Annotated in this window: 12 protein-coding genes; 9 read left to right on the forward strand and 3 right to left on the reverse strand. The window is 47.3% G+C overall.

The features are described 5' to 3' along the window. Position 1 precedes the first annotated feature (1 nt). The 4 genes from ACES2C_RS07160 to ACES2C_RS07175 all read left to right on the forward strand — a co-directional run bounded on the left by ACES2C_RS07160 (position 2) and on the right by ACES2C_RS07175 (position 3420). Positions 2-952 (forward strand): peroxiredoxin family protein, encoded by a 951-nt coding sequence (locus ACES2C_RS07160; protein WP_374166296.1) that lies wholly within the window; start codon positions 2-4, stop codon positions 950-952. 5 nt (positions 953-957) lie between these two features. Continuing rightward, on the forward strand, positions 958-1260 hold the full coding sequence (locus ACES2C_RS07165) for a peroxiredoxin family protein (RefSeq protein WP_374166297.1): 303 nt from the start codon (positions 958-960) through the stop codon (positions 1258-1260). A gap of 130 nt (positions 1261-1390) precedes the next feature. Continuing rightward, positions 1391-3160 carry a M1 family metallopeptidase gene (locus tag ACES2C_RS07170; protein WP_374166298.1) on the forward strand — a complete coding sequence of 590 codons (1770 nt, stop codon included), beginning with the start codon at positions 1391-1393 and terminating at the stop codon, positions 3158-3160. Then, positions 3088-3420 (forward strand): hypothetical protein, encoded by a 333-nt coding sequence (locus ACES2C_RS07175; RefSeq protein WP_374166299.1) that lies wholly within the window; start codon positions 3088-3090, stop codon positions 3418-3420. The genes ACES2C_RS07170 and ACES2C_RS07175 overlap by 73 nt, the downstream gene beginning before the upstream one ends. A 68-nt stretch (positions 3421-3488) precedes the next feature. On the opposite strand, the gene ACES2C_RS07180 is transcribed toward ACES2C_RS07175, so the two are convergent. After that, entirely contained in the window at positions 3489-3821 is a 333-nt protein-coding gene (locus tag ACES2C_RS07180; protein WP_374166300.1) for a phage holin family protein, read from the reverse strand. Positions 3822-4407: 586 nt separating this feature from the next. Between ACES2C_RS07180 and rimP the strand changes: the two genes are divergently transcribed. The 3 genes from rimP to infB all read left to right on the forward strand — a co-directional run bounded on the left by rimP (position 4408) and on the right by infB (position 9257). Beyond that, entirely contained in the window at positions 4408-4872 is a 465-nt protein-coding gene (gene rimP, locus ACES2C_RS07185; RefSeq protein WP_374166301.1) for a ribosome assembly cofactor RimP, read from the forward strand. Between the two features lies 1 nt (position 4873). Then, the gene (gene nusA, locus ACES2C_RS07190; protein ID WP_374166302.1) at positions 4874-6109 is read left to right on the forward strand and encodes a transcription termination factor NusA; all 1236 of its coding nucleotides are present in this window, start codon (positions 4874-4876) and stop codon (positions 6107-6109) included. An 85-nt stretch (positions 6110-6194) separates the two neighbouring features. Next, entirely contained in the window at positions 6195-9257 is a 3063-nt protein-coding gene (gene infB, locus ACES2C_RS07195) for a translation initiation factor IF-2 (RefSeq protein ID WP_374166303.1), read from the forward strand. Positions 9258-9430: 173 nt separating this feature from the next. Here infB and ACES2C_RS07200 read toward each other — a convergent pair whose 3' ends face one another. After that, positions 9431-10141, reverse strand: a complete 711-nt coding sequence (locus ACES2C_RS07200; RefSeq protein ID WP_374166304.1) for a glycosyltransferase family 25 protein — start codon at positions 10139-10141, stop codon at positions 9431-9433. A 335-nt stretch (positions 10142-10476) separates the two neighbouring features. Between ACES2C_RS07200 and ACES2C_RS07205 the strand changes: the two genes are divergently transcribed. Continuing rightward, a complete protein-coding gene (locus ACES2C_RS07205) occupies positions 10477-11382 on the forward strand; it encodes a glycosyltransferase family 2 protein (RefSeq protein WP_374166305.1) in 906 nt (301 codons plus the stop codon). A gap of 140 nt (positions 11383-11522) precedes the next feature. Here ACES2C_RS07205 and glf read toward each other — a convergent pair whose 3' ends face one another. Then, complete coding sequence (glf, locus tag ACES2C_RS07210; RefSeq protein ID WP_374166306.1) at positions 11523-12644, reverse strand: UDP-galactopyranose mutase; 1122 nt, start codon at positions 12642-12644, stop codon at positions 11523-11525. A gap of 126 nt (positions 12645-12770) precedes the next feature. On the opposite strand from glf, the gene ACES2C_RS07215 reads away from it, so the two are divergent. Continuing rightward, the gene (locus ACES2C_RS07215) at positions 12771-13763 is read left to right on the forward strand and encodes a glycosyl transferase (protein ID WP_374166307.1); all 993 of its coding nucleotides are present in this window, start codon (positions 12771-12773) and stop codon (positions 13761-13763) included. Positions 13764-13776 lie beyond the last annotated feature (13 nt).

Genomic DNA, 13776 nt, shown 5'->3' on the forward strand with positions numbered 1-13776 from the left:
CATGGGCTTTCTCCAGTATTCTGATCGTACGTTATCGTATTTCTTCTCACTAGTTCTTTCAATCGCGTTATTTTCCGCTTGTGGCAAGTCTGCCGGCGGACTTGAACCCGGAGACTGGCGGGCAACGCTTAAAACAGATTCGGGAACAGAGATACCTTTTAATTTTCATGTAGCAGACACGGCAGGTCGTAAGGTGGTCTATATCCTTAATGCCGGCGAACGCTTAAGAGTAGATGAAGTTCGTCAAAATGGCGACTCTATAAACATAGTCCTGCCTCTTTTCGATTCTGAGATAAAGGCCGTTTCAAGTTCTTCAGGCTTGTCGGGGAAGTGGATAAAGCATTTGCCTGACAAGGATATAGCGATGGCCTTCAGTGCGGAGCCCGGTATCTCCTGGCGTTTCTTTCCTCCGGGCGCAAGTGGGGCGTCGGCTAACGTCTCGGGCAGATGGTCTGCCACGTTTAGCAGTACTGACGGGAAGGATACATCCATAGCTGTCGGGGAGTTTGTGCAGGATTCTTCGAAGGTGAGGGGTACATTCCTCACCACAACCGGAGATTACCGGTATCTGGAAGGAGCTGTTTCCGGGGATAAGCTTTTTCTTTCCACCTTTGATGGGTCTCATGCTTTTCTCTTTACCGGAACTGTAAAGAATAATACGATAGTAGACGGTCGGTTTTACGCAGGACTGTCGTCCATGGAGAAATGGAGCGCACGGAAGGATCCGAGGGCTATGCTTCCCGACGCGTATTCGCTCACTACACTTAAAAAGGGGAAGAGCAAGATCAGTTTCAGCTTTCCTGACCTCAGCGGTAAGCAGGTCTCTCTCTCTGACGAGCGCTTCCGCAATAAGGTGGTCATTGTACAGTTTCTCGGTTCATGGTGCCCTAACTGCATGGACGAGACGGCTTATATGGCTCCGTTCTACAAAAAGAACCGGGCCCGGGGGTAGAAGTTGTGGGACTGGCATATGAAAGAACAACAGACCCGGAACGGTCCAGAAAAAGCGTCAGGCAGCTTAAAGAAAGGTTTGATATACAGTATCCCCTTTTGCTTACCGGATACACGCCCAAGGACGCGCTGACAAGCATGCCCGAGCTAAACGAATTCAAAGCCTTCCCCACAACGATCATCATAGACAAGAAAGGAAAGGTCAGGAAGATCCATACCGGGTTTAGCGGCCCGGGAACTGGCGCACACTATACCGAATTCACCCAAGAGTTTACAAAACTCGTGGATGAGCTTCTGAAGGAAAGTTAACCTGAACCTTTCGGTCACTGTTTTTCTTATATTTTCAAAACGTCACATAATAATGAAGCAAGTATACCGCTCGTGTTTGATACTGTCAGTTGTTCTGCTCGCTGCGTGCTCCTCAGTCCAGAAGGTCGCGATGGACCCTGTAACTGTTAGCGCAAACCGGCCGGGTTCAAATATTTACAGGAGCAGCTACACAAAGCTTACCGATATTATTCATACGCGGCTTGATCTCCGGTTTGACTGGGACAGCAGCTTTGTTATGGGTAGGGCTTATATTCAGGCAAAGCCCTGGTTCTACCCTTCTGACAGTCTTATCCTGTCAGCCAAAGGTTTCCGGATTGAACAGGTCGCGCTGGTACAGAAAGACGAGTTAATTCCTTTAAAGTACACGTATGATCGCAAGAAGCTGAAGGTCAGACTCGACAAAACCTACACACGCGATCAGAAGTATACAGTCTATGTGCAATACGTGGCGATGCCGAACCGCTTGAAAGTTGGTGAAGATATAGGCTCCTCAGGCGACAGGGGCTTCTACTTTATTAATCCCGACGGTAAAGAGAAAGATATGCCAAGGCAGTTCTGGACGCAGGGAGAGACCGAGTGTAATTCTGCCTGGTTCCCCACCATCGACGGACCGCAGGAGAAGATGACCCAGGAGATCAGTATGACTGTGCCTGCCGGCATGGTTACACTTTCAAACGGCATACTTGATTTTTCATCCGACAACGGTGACGGCACACGCACCGATACGTGGCGGCAGGAGAAGCCCCATTCTACTTACCTCACGATGATAGCCGGCGGCGATTTTAAGATTGTGAAGGATAAGTGGCGCGATAAGGAGGTGAGCTACTATATGGAGCCTGAATTCGCTCCAAATGCCCGGCTGATCTTCGGGAAGACCCCCCAGATGATGGAGTTCTTCTCCTCTCTTACCGGCGTCGATTATCCCTGGGAAAAATACTCACAGATCGTGGTGAGGAACTTTCTGGGCGGAGCTATGGAGAATACAACTGCCACGGTCTTCTTTGACCGGATGAATATGACCAAAGAGCAGTATCTCGACGAAACCTATGAAGACATTATATCACATGAGCTTTTCCATCATTGGTTTGGTGATTTGGTGACCGCCGAGTCCTGGGCGAATCTTCCTTTAAATGAGTCTTTTGCTACCTACGGAGAGTACCTCTGGAATGAACATAAGTATGGCCGCGATTACGCTGACCTTTTCGGATGGAAAGATCTGCAGGCCTACCTGTCCTCTGCCAAAGGGAGAGACGCAAATGTGATCAGGTACGACTATGCCGACCGCGAGCAGATGTTTGACGCGGTGAGTTATCAGAAAGGAGGACGGATTCTTCATATGCTGCGAAATGTAGTCGGAGATGAAGCGTTTTTCAAGTCGCTGCATCTGTACCTGACCCGGAACGCTTATAAAACCGCTGAGATCGGAGATCTTCGAAGAGCGTTTGAGGAGGTGACCGGCGAAGACCTTAACTGGTTTTTTAACCAATGGTTTCTGGCGGCCGGACACCCGGTACTTAAGATCGACTCTAGGTATGACCAGACATCCAGGCAGGTCATCGTCTCAATAGCTCAGCAGCAAGACCTTTCAAAAATTCCTCTTTACCGTTTACCAATAGCGGTTGACATTTATCAGGGCGGGAAGGTTGAACGCAAGAAGATCATCGTCAGCCGGCAAGAGCAAAGTTTTTCATTCCCGGCGGGGGCTGAACCTGATCTCATCAATGTAGACGCCGACAAGTATCTGCTTGCTGAAAAAAGGAGTCAAAGCCGGTATCCCAATATGTCTTTCAATACTCGCATTCACCTTTGTATCTGGACCGTCTGGAGGCACTGCAGGGGCTGCAGCAGGCGCCGGCTGACAAGGCAGCACATGGTGTGATGATTGCTGCATTAGACGATAAGAACTGGGACTTGCGGCTTCGCGCAGTCGATTTTATTTCGAAGCTGAGTGAAGAGGAGCGCGCTCAGGTGTATCCAAAGATCCGGGTGATGGCACTCGAAGATCCCCGGTCCTATGTTAGGGCGGCTGCGCTAACCTGTCTCAGAAAGCTATACGCGGGGAGAGATAACTCGGATGTTCTGAAAAAGGCGGAGGCTGATAAAGCGCCGAGCGTGCAGAAGGCATTACAGGAGAAGTAATAGTGCCGTCGGCCCTTCTCTCGGGGCGTTCCTTATGCGATTAGCCGCCTTTAAAGCAGCTGGTTCTCCTATTTGAAGAACCCGAAGATCATTTTGATCACTGATAGGACTGCCGCGAAGATGAGCGCACTTAAAAAACCGCTTGTTTCAAAGCCCTTCATGAATGCGTCTACCAGCAATACCATCAGCGCTGAAATAACAAAGGAAAAAAGGCCTAATGAGAGGATGGTGATCGGCAGGGTGAAAAGCCTGAGAACGGCCCCGATGGTGGCGTTCGCCAGGGCAATAAGCAGACCTGCAATGATGGCGTCCAGGAAGCCGCCTACGTGGACTCCGGGAACGAGAAATGCTGCTAATGCTACAGCAATTCCGGTAAGTAGGATTTCAACAAGAATACGCATATACAAAAATTGAAAAAATATTAAACAATTAAACGTCTCGCTCGATTCCGCCGGGAAGGAAGCAGTCGCCGGTTTCATCACGTCAAAAGTTGAGTGATAAATACCTCTTCGTTACTTTAACCTTCATCTGGCAGCTCTGGCTGATGCAACAAACATACACAGCGAAAGCGCCTGAACCTAATTTTTAGAGCAATGTGTCTGTAATTGTCTTGTTTTGTTAGAAGTTGTCTGGATTTTGACATAGAGAAGAAACGTGCTCAACCCCTCCTTAACTGCTACACGGGGCGGGAAATGCGCGAGAATGCCGCGACCCAAGCGCGCCTTTTCTTCGATTGGGCTTCGATCGGAACCGAAGCCCAATCGAAGCCCAATCAAAGTGGCACCATATAAAAATAAGAGAAAAGGCGAGCTTGTCCCAGACTTGTCTCAGGCCAGTCCCCCGTCTTTCCCGGGTAAGTCTGGACTTTATTGAGGTTCACCGACTCTGAGAATCACCGATTTGCAAGAGAATTTTTTTTTATACTTTTGCGTCTAATGAAGAAGAGGGGACAGGCATGTCCCCTCTTTTCTTTTTAGTTGTAATTTTATGAACATTGAGAAAAGGGTAAGCGAGCTGGTTGGGCAGAAAATATCGGATCGTCCGGACTTGTTTCTGGTAGACGTGAAGATGCATCCGAACGGAAAGCTTATTATTCTGGTCGACGGAGATAACGGCATAGGTATATCAGATTGCGTGGCAATCAGCCGGCATGTTGGTTTCCATCTTGAGGAAGAAGATGCCATTGAGCATGCCTATAATCTGGAGGTATCCTCTCCGGGTATTGACACGCCTCTTAAGCAGGTTCGTCAGTATCAGAAAAATATCGGCCGGTCTGTTGCGGTTAAGCTAAACGATGGGAGTAAGAGAGAGGGCAAGCTTGTGGAAGTCACAGAACACGGGATTAAATTAGAAGAAAAGATAAAGGAGAAAGGAAAGAAAGCTGAGATAGTGGAAAGTCTGATCCCTTTTGCCGACATAACAGAAACTAAGGTTTTAATTTCATTTAAATAAAATGAGCAATATTAATTTGATTGATTCCTTTCAGGAGTTCAAGGAATTCAAGAACATCGATCGTCCTACTGTAATTAGTGTGCTGGAAGAGGTGTTTAGAAGCATGATCAGGAAGAAGTACGGAACTGATGAAAACTGTGACGTGATCGTGAATCCGGATAATGGTGACCTTGAAATCTGGCGTACGCGAACGGTGATGGAAGACGGGTTTTCTGAGGATGATGATCTGGAAATTGAATTGGCAGAAGCGAGGAAAATTGATCCTGATCTTGAAGTGGGCGATGATTTTATTGAGCAGATCACGCTCGAAAGCTTCGGGCGCCGCGCTATTCTGGCCGCCCGCCAAACGCTTGTTTCTAAGATTCTTGAGCTGGAAAAGGATGAGATCTTCAGGAAGTATAAAGACCGCGTGGGCGAAATTGTGACCGGGGAAGTGTATCAGGTATGGAAGAAGGAGACCCTGGTGCTGGACGATGACGGTAATGAGCTGCTGTTGCCTAAAACAGAACAGATCCCTGCCGACTATTTCAAAAAGGGAGATACCGTTAGGGCTGTTGTGTTAAAGGTGGATATGATGAACAGCAACCCCAAGATCATCATTTCGCGCACTGCGCCTGATTTTCTGCAGCGCCTGTTCGAACTGGAAGTGCCTGAAATTTTCGACGGCCTGATTACGATCAAAAAGATTGTTCGTGAGCCGGGAGAGCGTGCTAAGGTTGCTGTGGAGTCGTACGACGACCGTATCGATCCTGTAGGTGCATGTGTGGGTATGAAAGGATCGCGCATTCATGGTATAGTGAGGGAGCTCAAAAATGAGAATATAGACGTGATCAACTTTACCAACAATGCCTCGCTTTATATTCAGCGCGCGCTTAGTCCGGCGAAGATCACTACTATCAAGCTTGACGAAGCCGACAAACGTGCTGCTGTCTATTTGAAGCCTGATCAGGTATCGCTTGCAATTGGACGCGGTGGCCATAACATAAAATTGGCCGGGAAATTGACGGGGTATGAGATCGACGTCTACAGGGAGGCTGAAGAAGACGATGAAGACGTGGATCTGGAAGAGTTCGTTGATGAAATTGATGGCTGGATCATAGATGAGTTTAAGCGGATTGGTCTCGATACTGCCAAGTCTGTCCTTGCTTTATCTGTGGATGAGCTTGTGAAGCGTACCGACCTGGAAGATAGCACCATTAAAGAAGTAATGGGTATATTGAGAGCTGAATTCGAATAAGTGAGTCTATTCGGGTTCCGCTATTAATTTACCGGATAAAAATCGTATTTTTGTTAAAATTTTTAGCGAGAGGTAATTTTTTTAGATGTCAGAAGGTAAAAGCATAAATTTACTAAAAGCAGCAAAAGAGCTTAATATTGGTTTGTCAACCGCAGTTGAAGCTTTGAGTAAGAAAGGCTTTACGGTTGATCCGAAGCCGAACACAAAGCTCAGCGAAGAAATGTATAGTGCTCTTTTAAAGGAGTATCAAGGGGACAAGATTGTTCGTGAAGAAGCGAGACAAATTGTAATAGGAAAGATACGTCGTGATGATACCCCTCCTCCAGCTGAAAGACCAGAACCTCGTCGCAACAGGGATTTTGACCAGGAGGAAATACTGATAAAGAATACCGGTGCTTCTGCGCCGCATCCCCTGGCAGAGAAAGCCAGGGTTGCTCCGGCAGATGAAGAAGATCACGCTTCGGAAAAGCATGAGGAGAATGCACTGCCTGGTGTGAAGGTGGTTGGGAAGATCGACCTTGATTCTCTCAATAAGAAGCCTCGTCATGAAGACCATAAGGAAGATGAAGCGCCGGCTGCGCCAGTTATTCAGGAGGCTGCGCCGGAACCAGTAGAAGAGCCAGCAAAAGAAAAAGAAGTGCAACCCGAGCCGGAAGTGCAGGCAACGCCTGTTAAGGAGGTCGAGCCTGAACCGGAAGTGGTTCAGGAGGCACCCGCTCCTGTTAAAACTGAGGAGCCAGCACCTGAAGTTACGGCGCCTGCTGCGCCGGAGGTGCCAGCACAGGAGGCTCCGGCAGCAACTGAAGCTGAGGACAAGCAGCCAGAGACAACCTATCAGTCTGAAAAGCCAGAGGCGGAAGACGACGTAATCAGGGCTCGGGCGCAACGCCTGACCGGACCAAACGTGATCGGGAAGATCGATCTTTCTGCTACGATGCCTCAGCGAAGGAAGGACCAGCCGGTGGCGTCGTCATCAAACGCAGCCAATGACCATAAACGCAAACGTAAGCGCAAAGACCACGCAGGACCGGGGCAAGCTCAGGGCCAGCATGGACAGCAGCAGCATGCCGGTCAGCAGCAAAGTGGACAGCAACGCCCGGCAGGGCCAGGACAAGCCAGCAATCACCCTGGCAGACCTGACTTCAGAGGCAACGCAAAGAATATGGCCAACAGGCCTGACTTCCGGGGCGGGAATAACAGGAATCAGGGAAGGCATGATGCTCCTAAGGAGGAACCATCAGAGAAAGAAATACAAGACCAGATTAAAGCCACTCTCGCTCGTCTGAGCGGTGCAGGTAAGTCTGGTAAGTTTGCGCAGCGCGCCAAGTTAAGGCGTCAGAAGCGTGATGATATAGCGCATTCAGCCGAAGAGGCTGCACTTGAACAAGAGCTGCAGTCGAAGGTGCTGAAGGTAACCGAATTTGTCACCGCAAATGAGCTGGCTAATATGATGGATGTTCCGGTAACACAAGTAATCTCTACTTGTATGAGTCTGGGAATGTTCGTTTCTATTAACCAGAGACTTGATGCTGAAACCCTTACTATCGTTGCAGACGAGTTTGGCTACGATATTGAGTTTATAAAGCCGGAGGATGAGGAAGCTAGTCTTGAAGAGGTAGACAACGAAGAAGATCTTCTTCCAAGAGCCCCTATCGTCACAGTGATGGGACACGTTGACCACGGAAAGACTTCATTGCTTGACTTTGTCAGGAAGACCAATGTTATTGCGGGAGAAGCTGGAGGTATTACTCAGCACATAGGGGCCTATGAAGTGAAGCTCGAAAGTGGACGAAAGATCACATTCCTGGATACCCCAGGTCACGAAGCCTTTACGGCCATGCGTGCACGCGGTGCGCAGGTAACAGATATTGCAATTATCGTAATTGCAGCTGACGACAGCGTGATGCCGCAAACAAGGGAAGCGATCAATCATGCGCAGGCCGCTGGCGTTCCGATTGTGTTTGCCTTTACAAAGGTAGATAAACCCGGAGCGAATGCTGACAAGATCCGTGAGCAGCTTGCTACCATGAACCTCCTTGTTGAGGATTGGGGTGGTAAGTATCAGTGTCAGGAGATTTCCGGTAAGACCGGTTTGAATGTAGACCTTCTTCTTGAAAAAGTGCTTCTCGAAGCGGATATGCTTGAACTGAAAGCAAATCCGAATAAGAGGGCAACCGGTACTGTTATTGAAGCTGCGCTGGACAAGGGCCGTGGTATTGTAACCACTGTGCTGATTCAGGCAGGAACACTTCACGTTGGAGATCCGATTCTGGCAGGTAGTTATAGCGGCCGTGTAAAGGCCCTCACGAACGAACGTGGTCAGCGGGTGGATAAAGCCGGACCATCCACGCCGGTACAGGTGCTGGGTATGTCAGGTGCGCCAACCGCGGGCGATAAGTTCAATGCGATGGAAAGCGAACCTCATGCCAGAGAAATTGCAAACAAGCGTTTACAATTGCAGCGTGAGCAGGGCTTGAGAAGTCAGAAGCATATTACACTTGATGAGATCGGACGCCGTCTTGCAATCGGGAACTTCAAGGAGCTGAATATCATCGTGAAGGGTGACGTAGATGGATCAATCGAAGCGTTGTCTGATTCATTGCTTAAACTTTCTACTGAAGAGATTCAGGTGAACATCATCCATAAGTCGGTTGGACAGATTTCAGAATCAGACGTATTGCTCGCATCTGCATCCGATGCAATCATCATCGGGTTCCAGGTTCGGCCTTCAGGTGGAGCACGTAAGCTGGCAGAGCAGGAAGCGATCGACATTCGCCTTTACTCGATCATCTACGATGCAATCAATGAGGTGAAGGCAGCAATGGAAGGTATGCTTGCTCCTGAGTTTGAAGAGAAGATCACGGCTAACGTCGAGATCAGGGAGACCTTCAAGATCAGCAAGGTGGGAACTATCGCCGGATGTATGGTGCTCGACGGTAAGATTAACCGGAATAGCAAAGTCCGGATCATTCGCGACGGCGTAGTGGTGTACACAGGCGAACTGGCTTCACTTAAACGCTATAAGGACGATGTTAAAGAGGTTGCGGCCGGTTATGAATGCGGTCTGAACATCAACAACTTTAATGATATTAAGGTAGGCGACATCGTTGAAGCATACGAGAACGTTGAAGTGAAGAGGAAGCTGTAAGAGAGATCGCGTTATAGAATATGAAAGAGGCTGACCCCGCAGGAGTCAGCCTCTTTTTCTTTGAATGATATTAGGGTAGTTCGTTTTATAAACGATAGTTCTTAGAATAGTGCCCGGGCAGAATAAGTGTTTTGACAGTGTGTTTTTCAGGAGGCAATCTTAGATCCATCTGCCTACGATAATTTTTGCCGCAACGTTTTGTAAAGCATCTTTAATTTGTAGATCTGGATTCTTACCGGACCGTACTTTTTATTATCGATAAGTGATCTGGTTTTGCCATTATGACTCTGTTGCTGGGCAATGGTAGGATGACACCAATAGGCGTTCAAGAGGCCTTTTTCAATTAATTCATTGTGCCACAAATCAATAGCGGTATCACACTTGCTTTTCTTTACGCGCTCCAGCATCATTGTGGCTGCCTGGAAGTCAACGATGTACAGACCTGCACATCGAGATATCGGCTTTTTATAGAGCACTTTATTATTCTCTTCTTCGCTCCTGTTGATAAGCCACGTCAGCGAGTACTCGTAAGATACAAGCATATTCTTCAGATTGTTATTGGCCATCTCCGCTAACGACTGCTCAAGAATCGGCAGGAAATTGTCAAACAGTTCGATGTCATCTTCGAAAATTATAGCCATCGGCAGCTTCTCCCGGACTATTCTTTCGTACGCGAGGAAATGCTTATATCCACATGAGGAAGCAGCTTTTACGTCAAGCATGTGGCCGTCAAAGTATTTCTGAAGTCTTTCATGCGATAAGTCGGATATGTTGCCGTCCTCAATAAACTCATATTCGAAGGGTGTCTTTGCCAGCTCCGACTCAATATGTCGCTTCCTCTCTTCCTGTCCCTTGACGTGGATGATATATGCTTTAAGGTTCATCGACGCAAATTAGGAAATTAATGTGTATGACGCCTTGTATTTCTTCATGCACGTTTGCAAGACCGGTACCCGCAGCTTGTGTTCTTGTTAAATGTGTCAGTTTTGTAGCCGGCATGCACATTTCTTAGTTCCAAATTCTGAATGCAAACAGCAATATTTTCCTGGCAGAGTCCGAAAGGGCTGTACTTTGTAACATTGCTGTTTGGTTTGGTCTATACAAATGTCCCGCTGGTATACATCAGCCTTTTTCCGCTTGTTTGTACAGTTGAAATGATTAATTTTACGGCTTTCCGAGCTTTTGCTATATGCTTGTAATTGTTTAATCCGTTTTAATAATGCTGAACGTATCTATAGAATCTGAAAAACGGACTAAAAACAGTAATCATAAGTTTTCTATTCTAATTCCATCCTGGAACAATCTTCCATATTTAAAGCTTTGCGTAGAGAGTATAAGGAAGAACTCTTTTTATGAACATCAGATCATCGTGCACGTCAATGAAGGTCAGGATGGGACGCTCGACTGGATCAAGGCCGATCCTGCGCTTGACTATACTTATAGCAAACAGAACGTGGGCGTGTGTTATGCGCTGAATGCATCCAGTCAGCTCGCGCATACCGACTATATTCTGTTCATTAATGACGATATGTACGTGTGCCCGGAATGGGATCTTGCACTGTGGGAGGAGATAGAGAAGATCGGAAATCCCTACTTCTTTCTCTCGGCAACGGCGATTGAGGCAAAGGCAGCAAGCAATTGTTCGATCGAGAGAAGTTTTGGTACTGATATTAAGACGTTCGATGAGGAACGGTTGCTGAGAGAGTATAATCTGCTTAAACTGGACGACTGGAGCGGGTCTACATGGCCGCCAAATATCGTCCACAAGAAGATCTGGGATCTGGTGGGAGGTTATAGCATAGAATTTTCTCCGGGAATGTATTCTGATCCTGATTTTTCGATGAAGCTGTGGATTGCGGGCGTCAGGCTGTTTAAAGGGGTATCGGGAAGCCGGGTATATCATTTTGGCTCGCTGTCGGTACGCAGGATTAAGAAGAACCCCGGATACTATCAGTTCATTGCAAAATGGGGAATTACCTCGGGTACATTCTCCAAGCACTTCCTCAGGCGCGGTAAGAAATATAGCGGGCCGCTCGAAGATCCGGACCTGAACTGGTTTTTAAAGGGTAAGGCTTTTTACAAACAAGTATTATCTGTATTCAATAAGCGGAACATTACCAGCTGATAACTTAACGCCAACGGCCTTTACAAGGCTATAAAAGCAATTCCTGATACCACATCTTCACCGCCACCGGTTTAACGTCGCCAGTCTCTAACAAGTGCTCTGCGGCAGAAAAGGTGCAGTGATATCAGGAATCGTGTAGGTTAACGGGGCAAAGTCTCGGTCGCCAGCTCTCTTTTAGCCTTTACCAGTGCAGAGCCGATTACCTGGTGCATGTCATAGTATTTATATTCGGCAAGGCGGCCCCCGAAGATCACATTGGTTTCAGAAGAGGCAAGCTCCTGATACTTTTTAATGATGGCGTTATTTGCTTCGTTATTTACAGGGTAATACGGCTCAGCCCCTTTGGTCGCAGTCAGCGGGTACTCTCTGGTAATAACAGTTTTAGGCTGCGTGCCGAATTCAAAGTGCTTGTGTTCAATGATCCGGGTATAAGCCGGCTCAGTATCTGTATAGTTGACCACCGCGTTGCCCTGGTAATTATCCGTGTCAACAACTTCTGTTTCAAACCGAAGGCTCCTGTATTCAAGTTCTCCGAAGCGGAAGTCGTAGAACTCGTCTATCTTGCCGGTAAAGACGATTTTCTCTGCCAGATTCTGCAGCTCGTTCCTGTTCTGAAAGAAGTCGGTATTGAGCCGGACTTCTACCCCCTGCAGCAAACCTTCCACGATTTTATTGTATCCCCCTATCGGGATACCCTGGTACTTGTCGTTAAAATAGTTATTATCGTAGGTAAAACGCACGGGGAGGCGTTTGATGATGAACGCCGGAAGTTCCGTAGCCTTCCTGCCCCATTGCTTTTCTGTGTAGTATTTGATCAGCTTCTCGTAAATATCCGTGCCAACCAGTTTAAGTGCTTGTTCTTCCAGGTTTTTGGGTTCAGTGATGTTAAGGCCTGCTATTTGTTCAGCTATTTTACTTTTTGCTTCTTCAGGTGTTTTAGTTCCCCAGAGACGGTAAAAGGTGTTCATGTTGAAAGGCAGGTTGTACATTTCTCCGCGGAAGTTGGCCACCGGCGAATTGGTGTAGCGGTTAAACTCGGCGAACTGGTTTACGTAGTCCCATATCTCTTTGTCATTAGTATGAAAGATATGTGCTCCGTACCAGTGCACATTGATACCTTCCATCTCCTTACAATAAACGTTGCCGCCCGCGTGTTCACGTTTGTCAATAACCAGGCATTTTTTTCCTTTTTTGGTTGCCTCGTGCGCAAAAACGGCTCCGAATAGGCCGGAGCCGACAATAAGATAGTCGTATTTTTTCATTAGAATGCTGTGTAGTGAGTAAACTTTAAAACGGGTAAAAAGTTTGTCGCCTCACTTTATTCTGTGAATCTGAAGAAAAAATAGGAATTTAGCAACTTAATTCGCCTATAAAAATACAGACGAGGCATGCAGAACTTTTGTACGTTATTTAATTCAGCCTATCTATCACGCGGCCTGGCGATGTACCGGTCGCTTGAGCGTGTCAGCAGAGATTTTCACCTCTATATATTTGCTTTTGACGATCAGTGCGCTGATGTCCTGCAGAGGCTTCAGTTAAAGCACGCGACTATCATATCACTGAAGGAGTTTGAGGACGAGGACTTATTGAAGGCCAAGGCAGACAGGACAGCCGGAGAATACTGCTGGACGTGTACGTCCTCCACCATCTGGTATTGCATACATACCTACTCTCTTGATCATTGTACGTATGTAGATGCTGATCTTCTTTTTTTCTCAGACCCTAAAGTCTTAACTGACGAGCTTGGGAAGAACTCTGTGTTGATAACTGAGCATCGCTACAGCCCGGAGCACGACCAGTCCGATTTAAGCGGCATATACTGTGTGCAGTTTGTGACCTTCCGGAGTACGGCGGCTGGCTTAAAGGCGCTGGAGTGGTGGAAAAACGCATGTATCGATTGGTGTTACAAGCGTTTTGAGGAAGGGAAGTTCGGGGATCAGAAGTATCTGGACGATTGGACTACCCGGTTTGAGGGTGTGCATGTTCTGAAAAACATAGGAGGAGGTGTAGCGCCCTGGAATAATACTAAGTATAGTATAACAGCGCGGCAGGGGAAAGTATTCGTGAAGGAAATTGCAACGCTCCACGAGGAGGAGCTTGTTTTTTATCATTTTCACGACTTCAGATACGGAGACAGGGAGGTGTTTAGATTGACAGCGGAACGCTACTTACTCAGTGCATCTTTAATTAGTACAGTGTACCGCCACTACTTAGCGATGCTTAGGGCGAGCGAGACTGAAATAAAGCGTATTGCGCCAAATGTTATTTTTCACGAGCCTCTTTTGCGTTTGGACTGGATAACGACAAATTTAGGTAGAAAGCTTACATTCCTTCTGAAAGGTTATTATAAGAATTACTATAAAAAGAAACTTCTGCTCTAGGCAGGTTAATAAT

Source organism: Arcticibacter sp. MXS-1 (assembly GCF_041902385.1).
In the GTDB taxonomy this organism is placed as follows: Bacteria; Bacteroidota; Bacteroidia; order Sphingobacteriales; family Sphingobacteriaceae; genus Arcticibacter.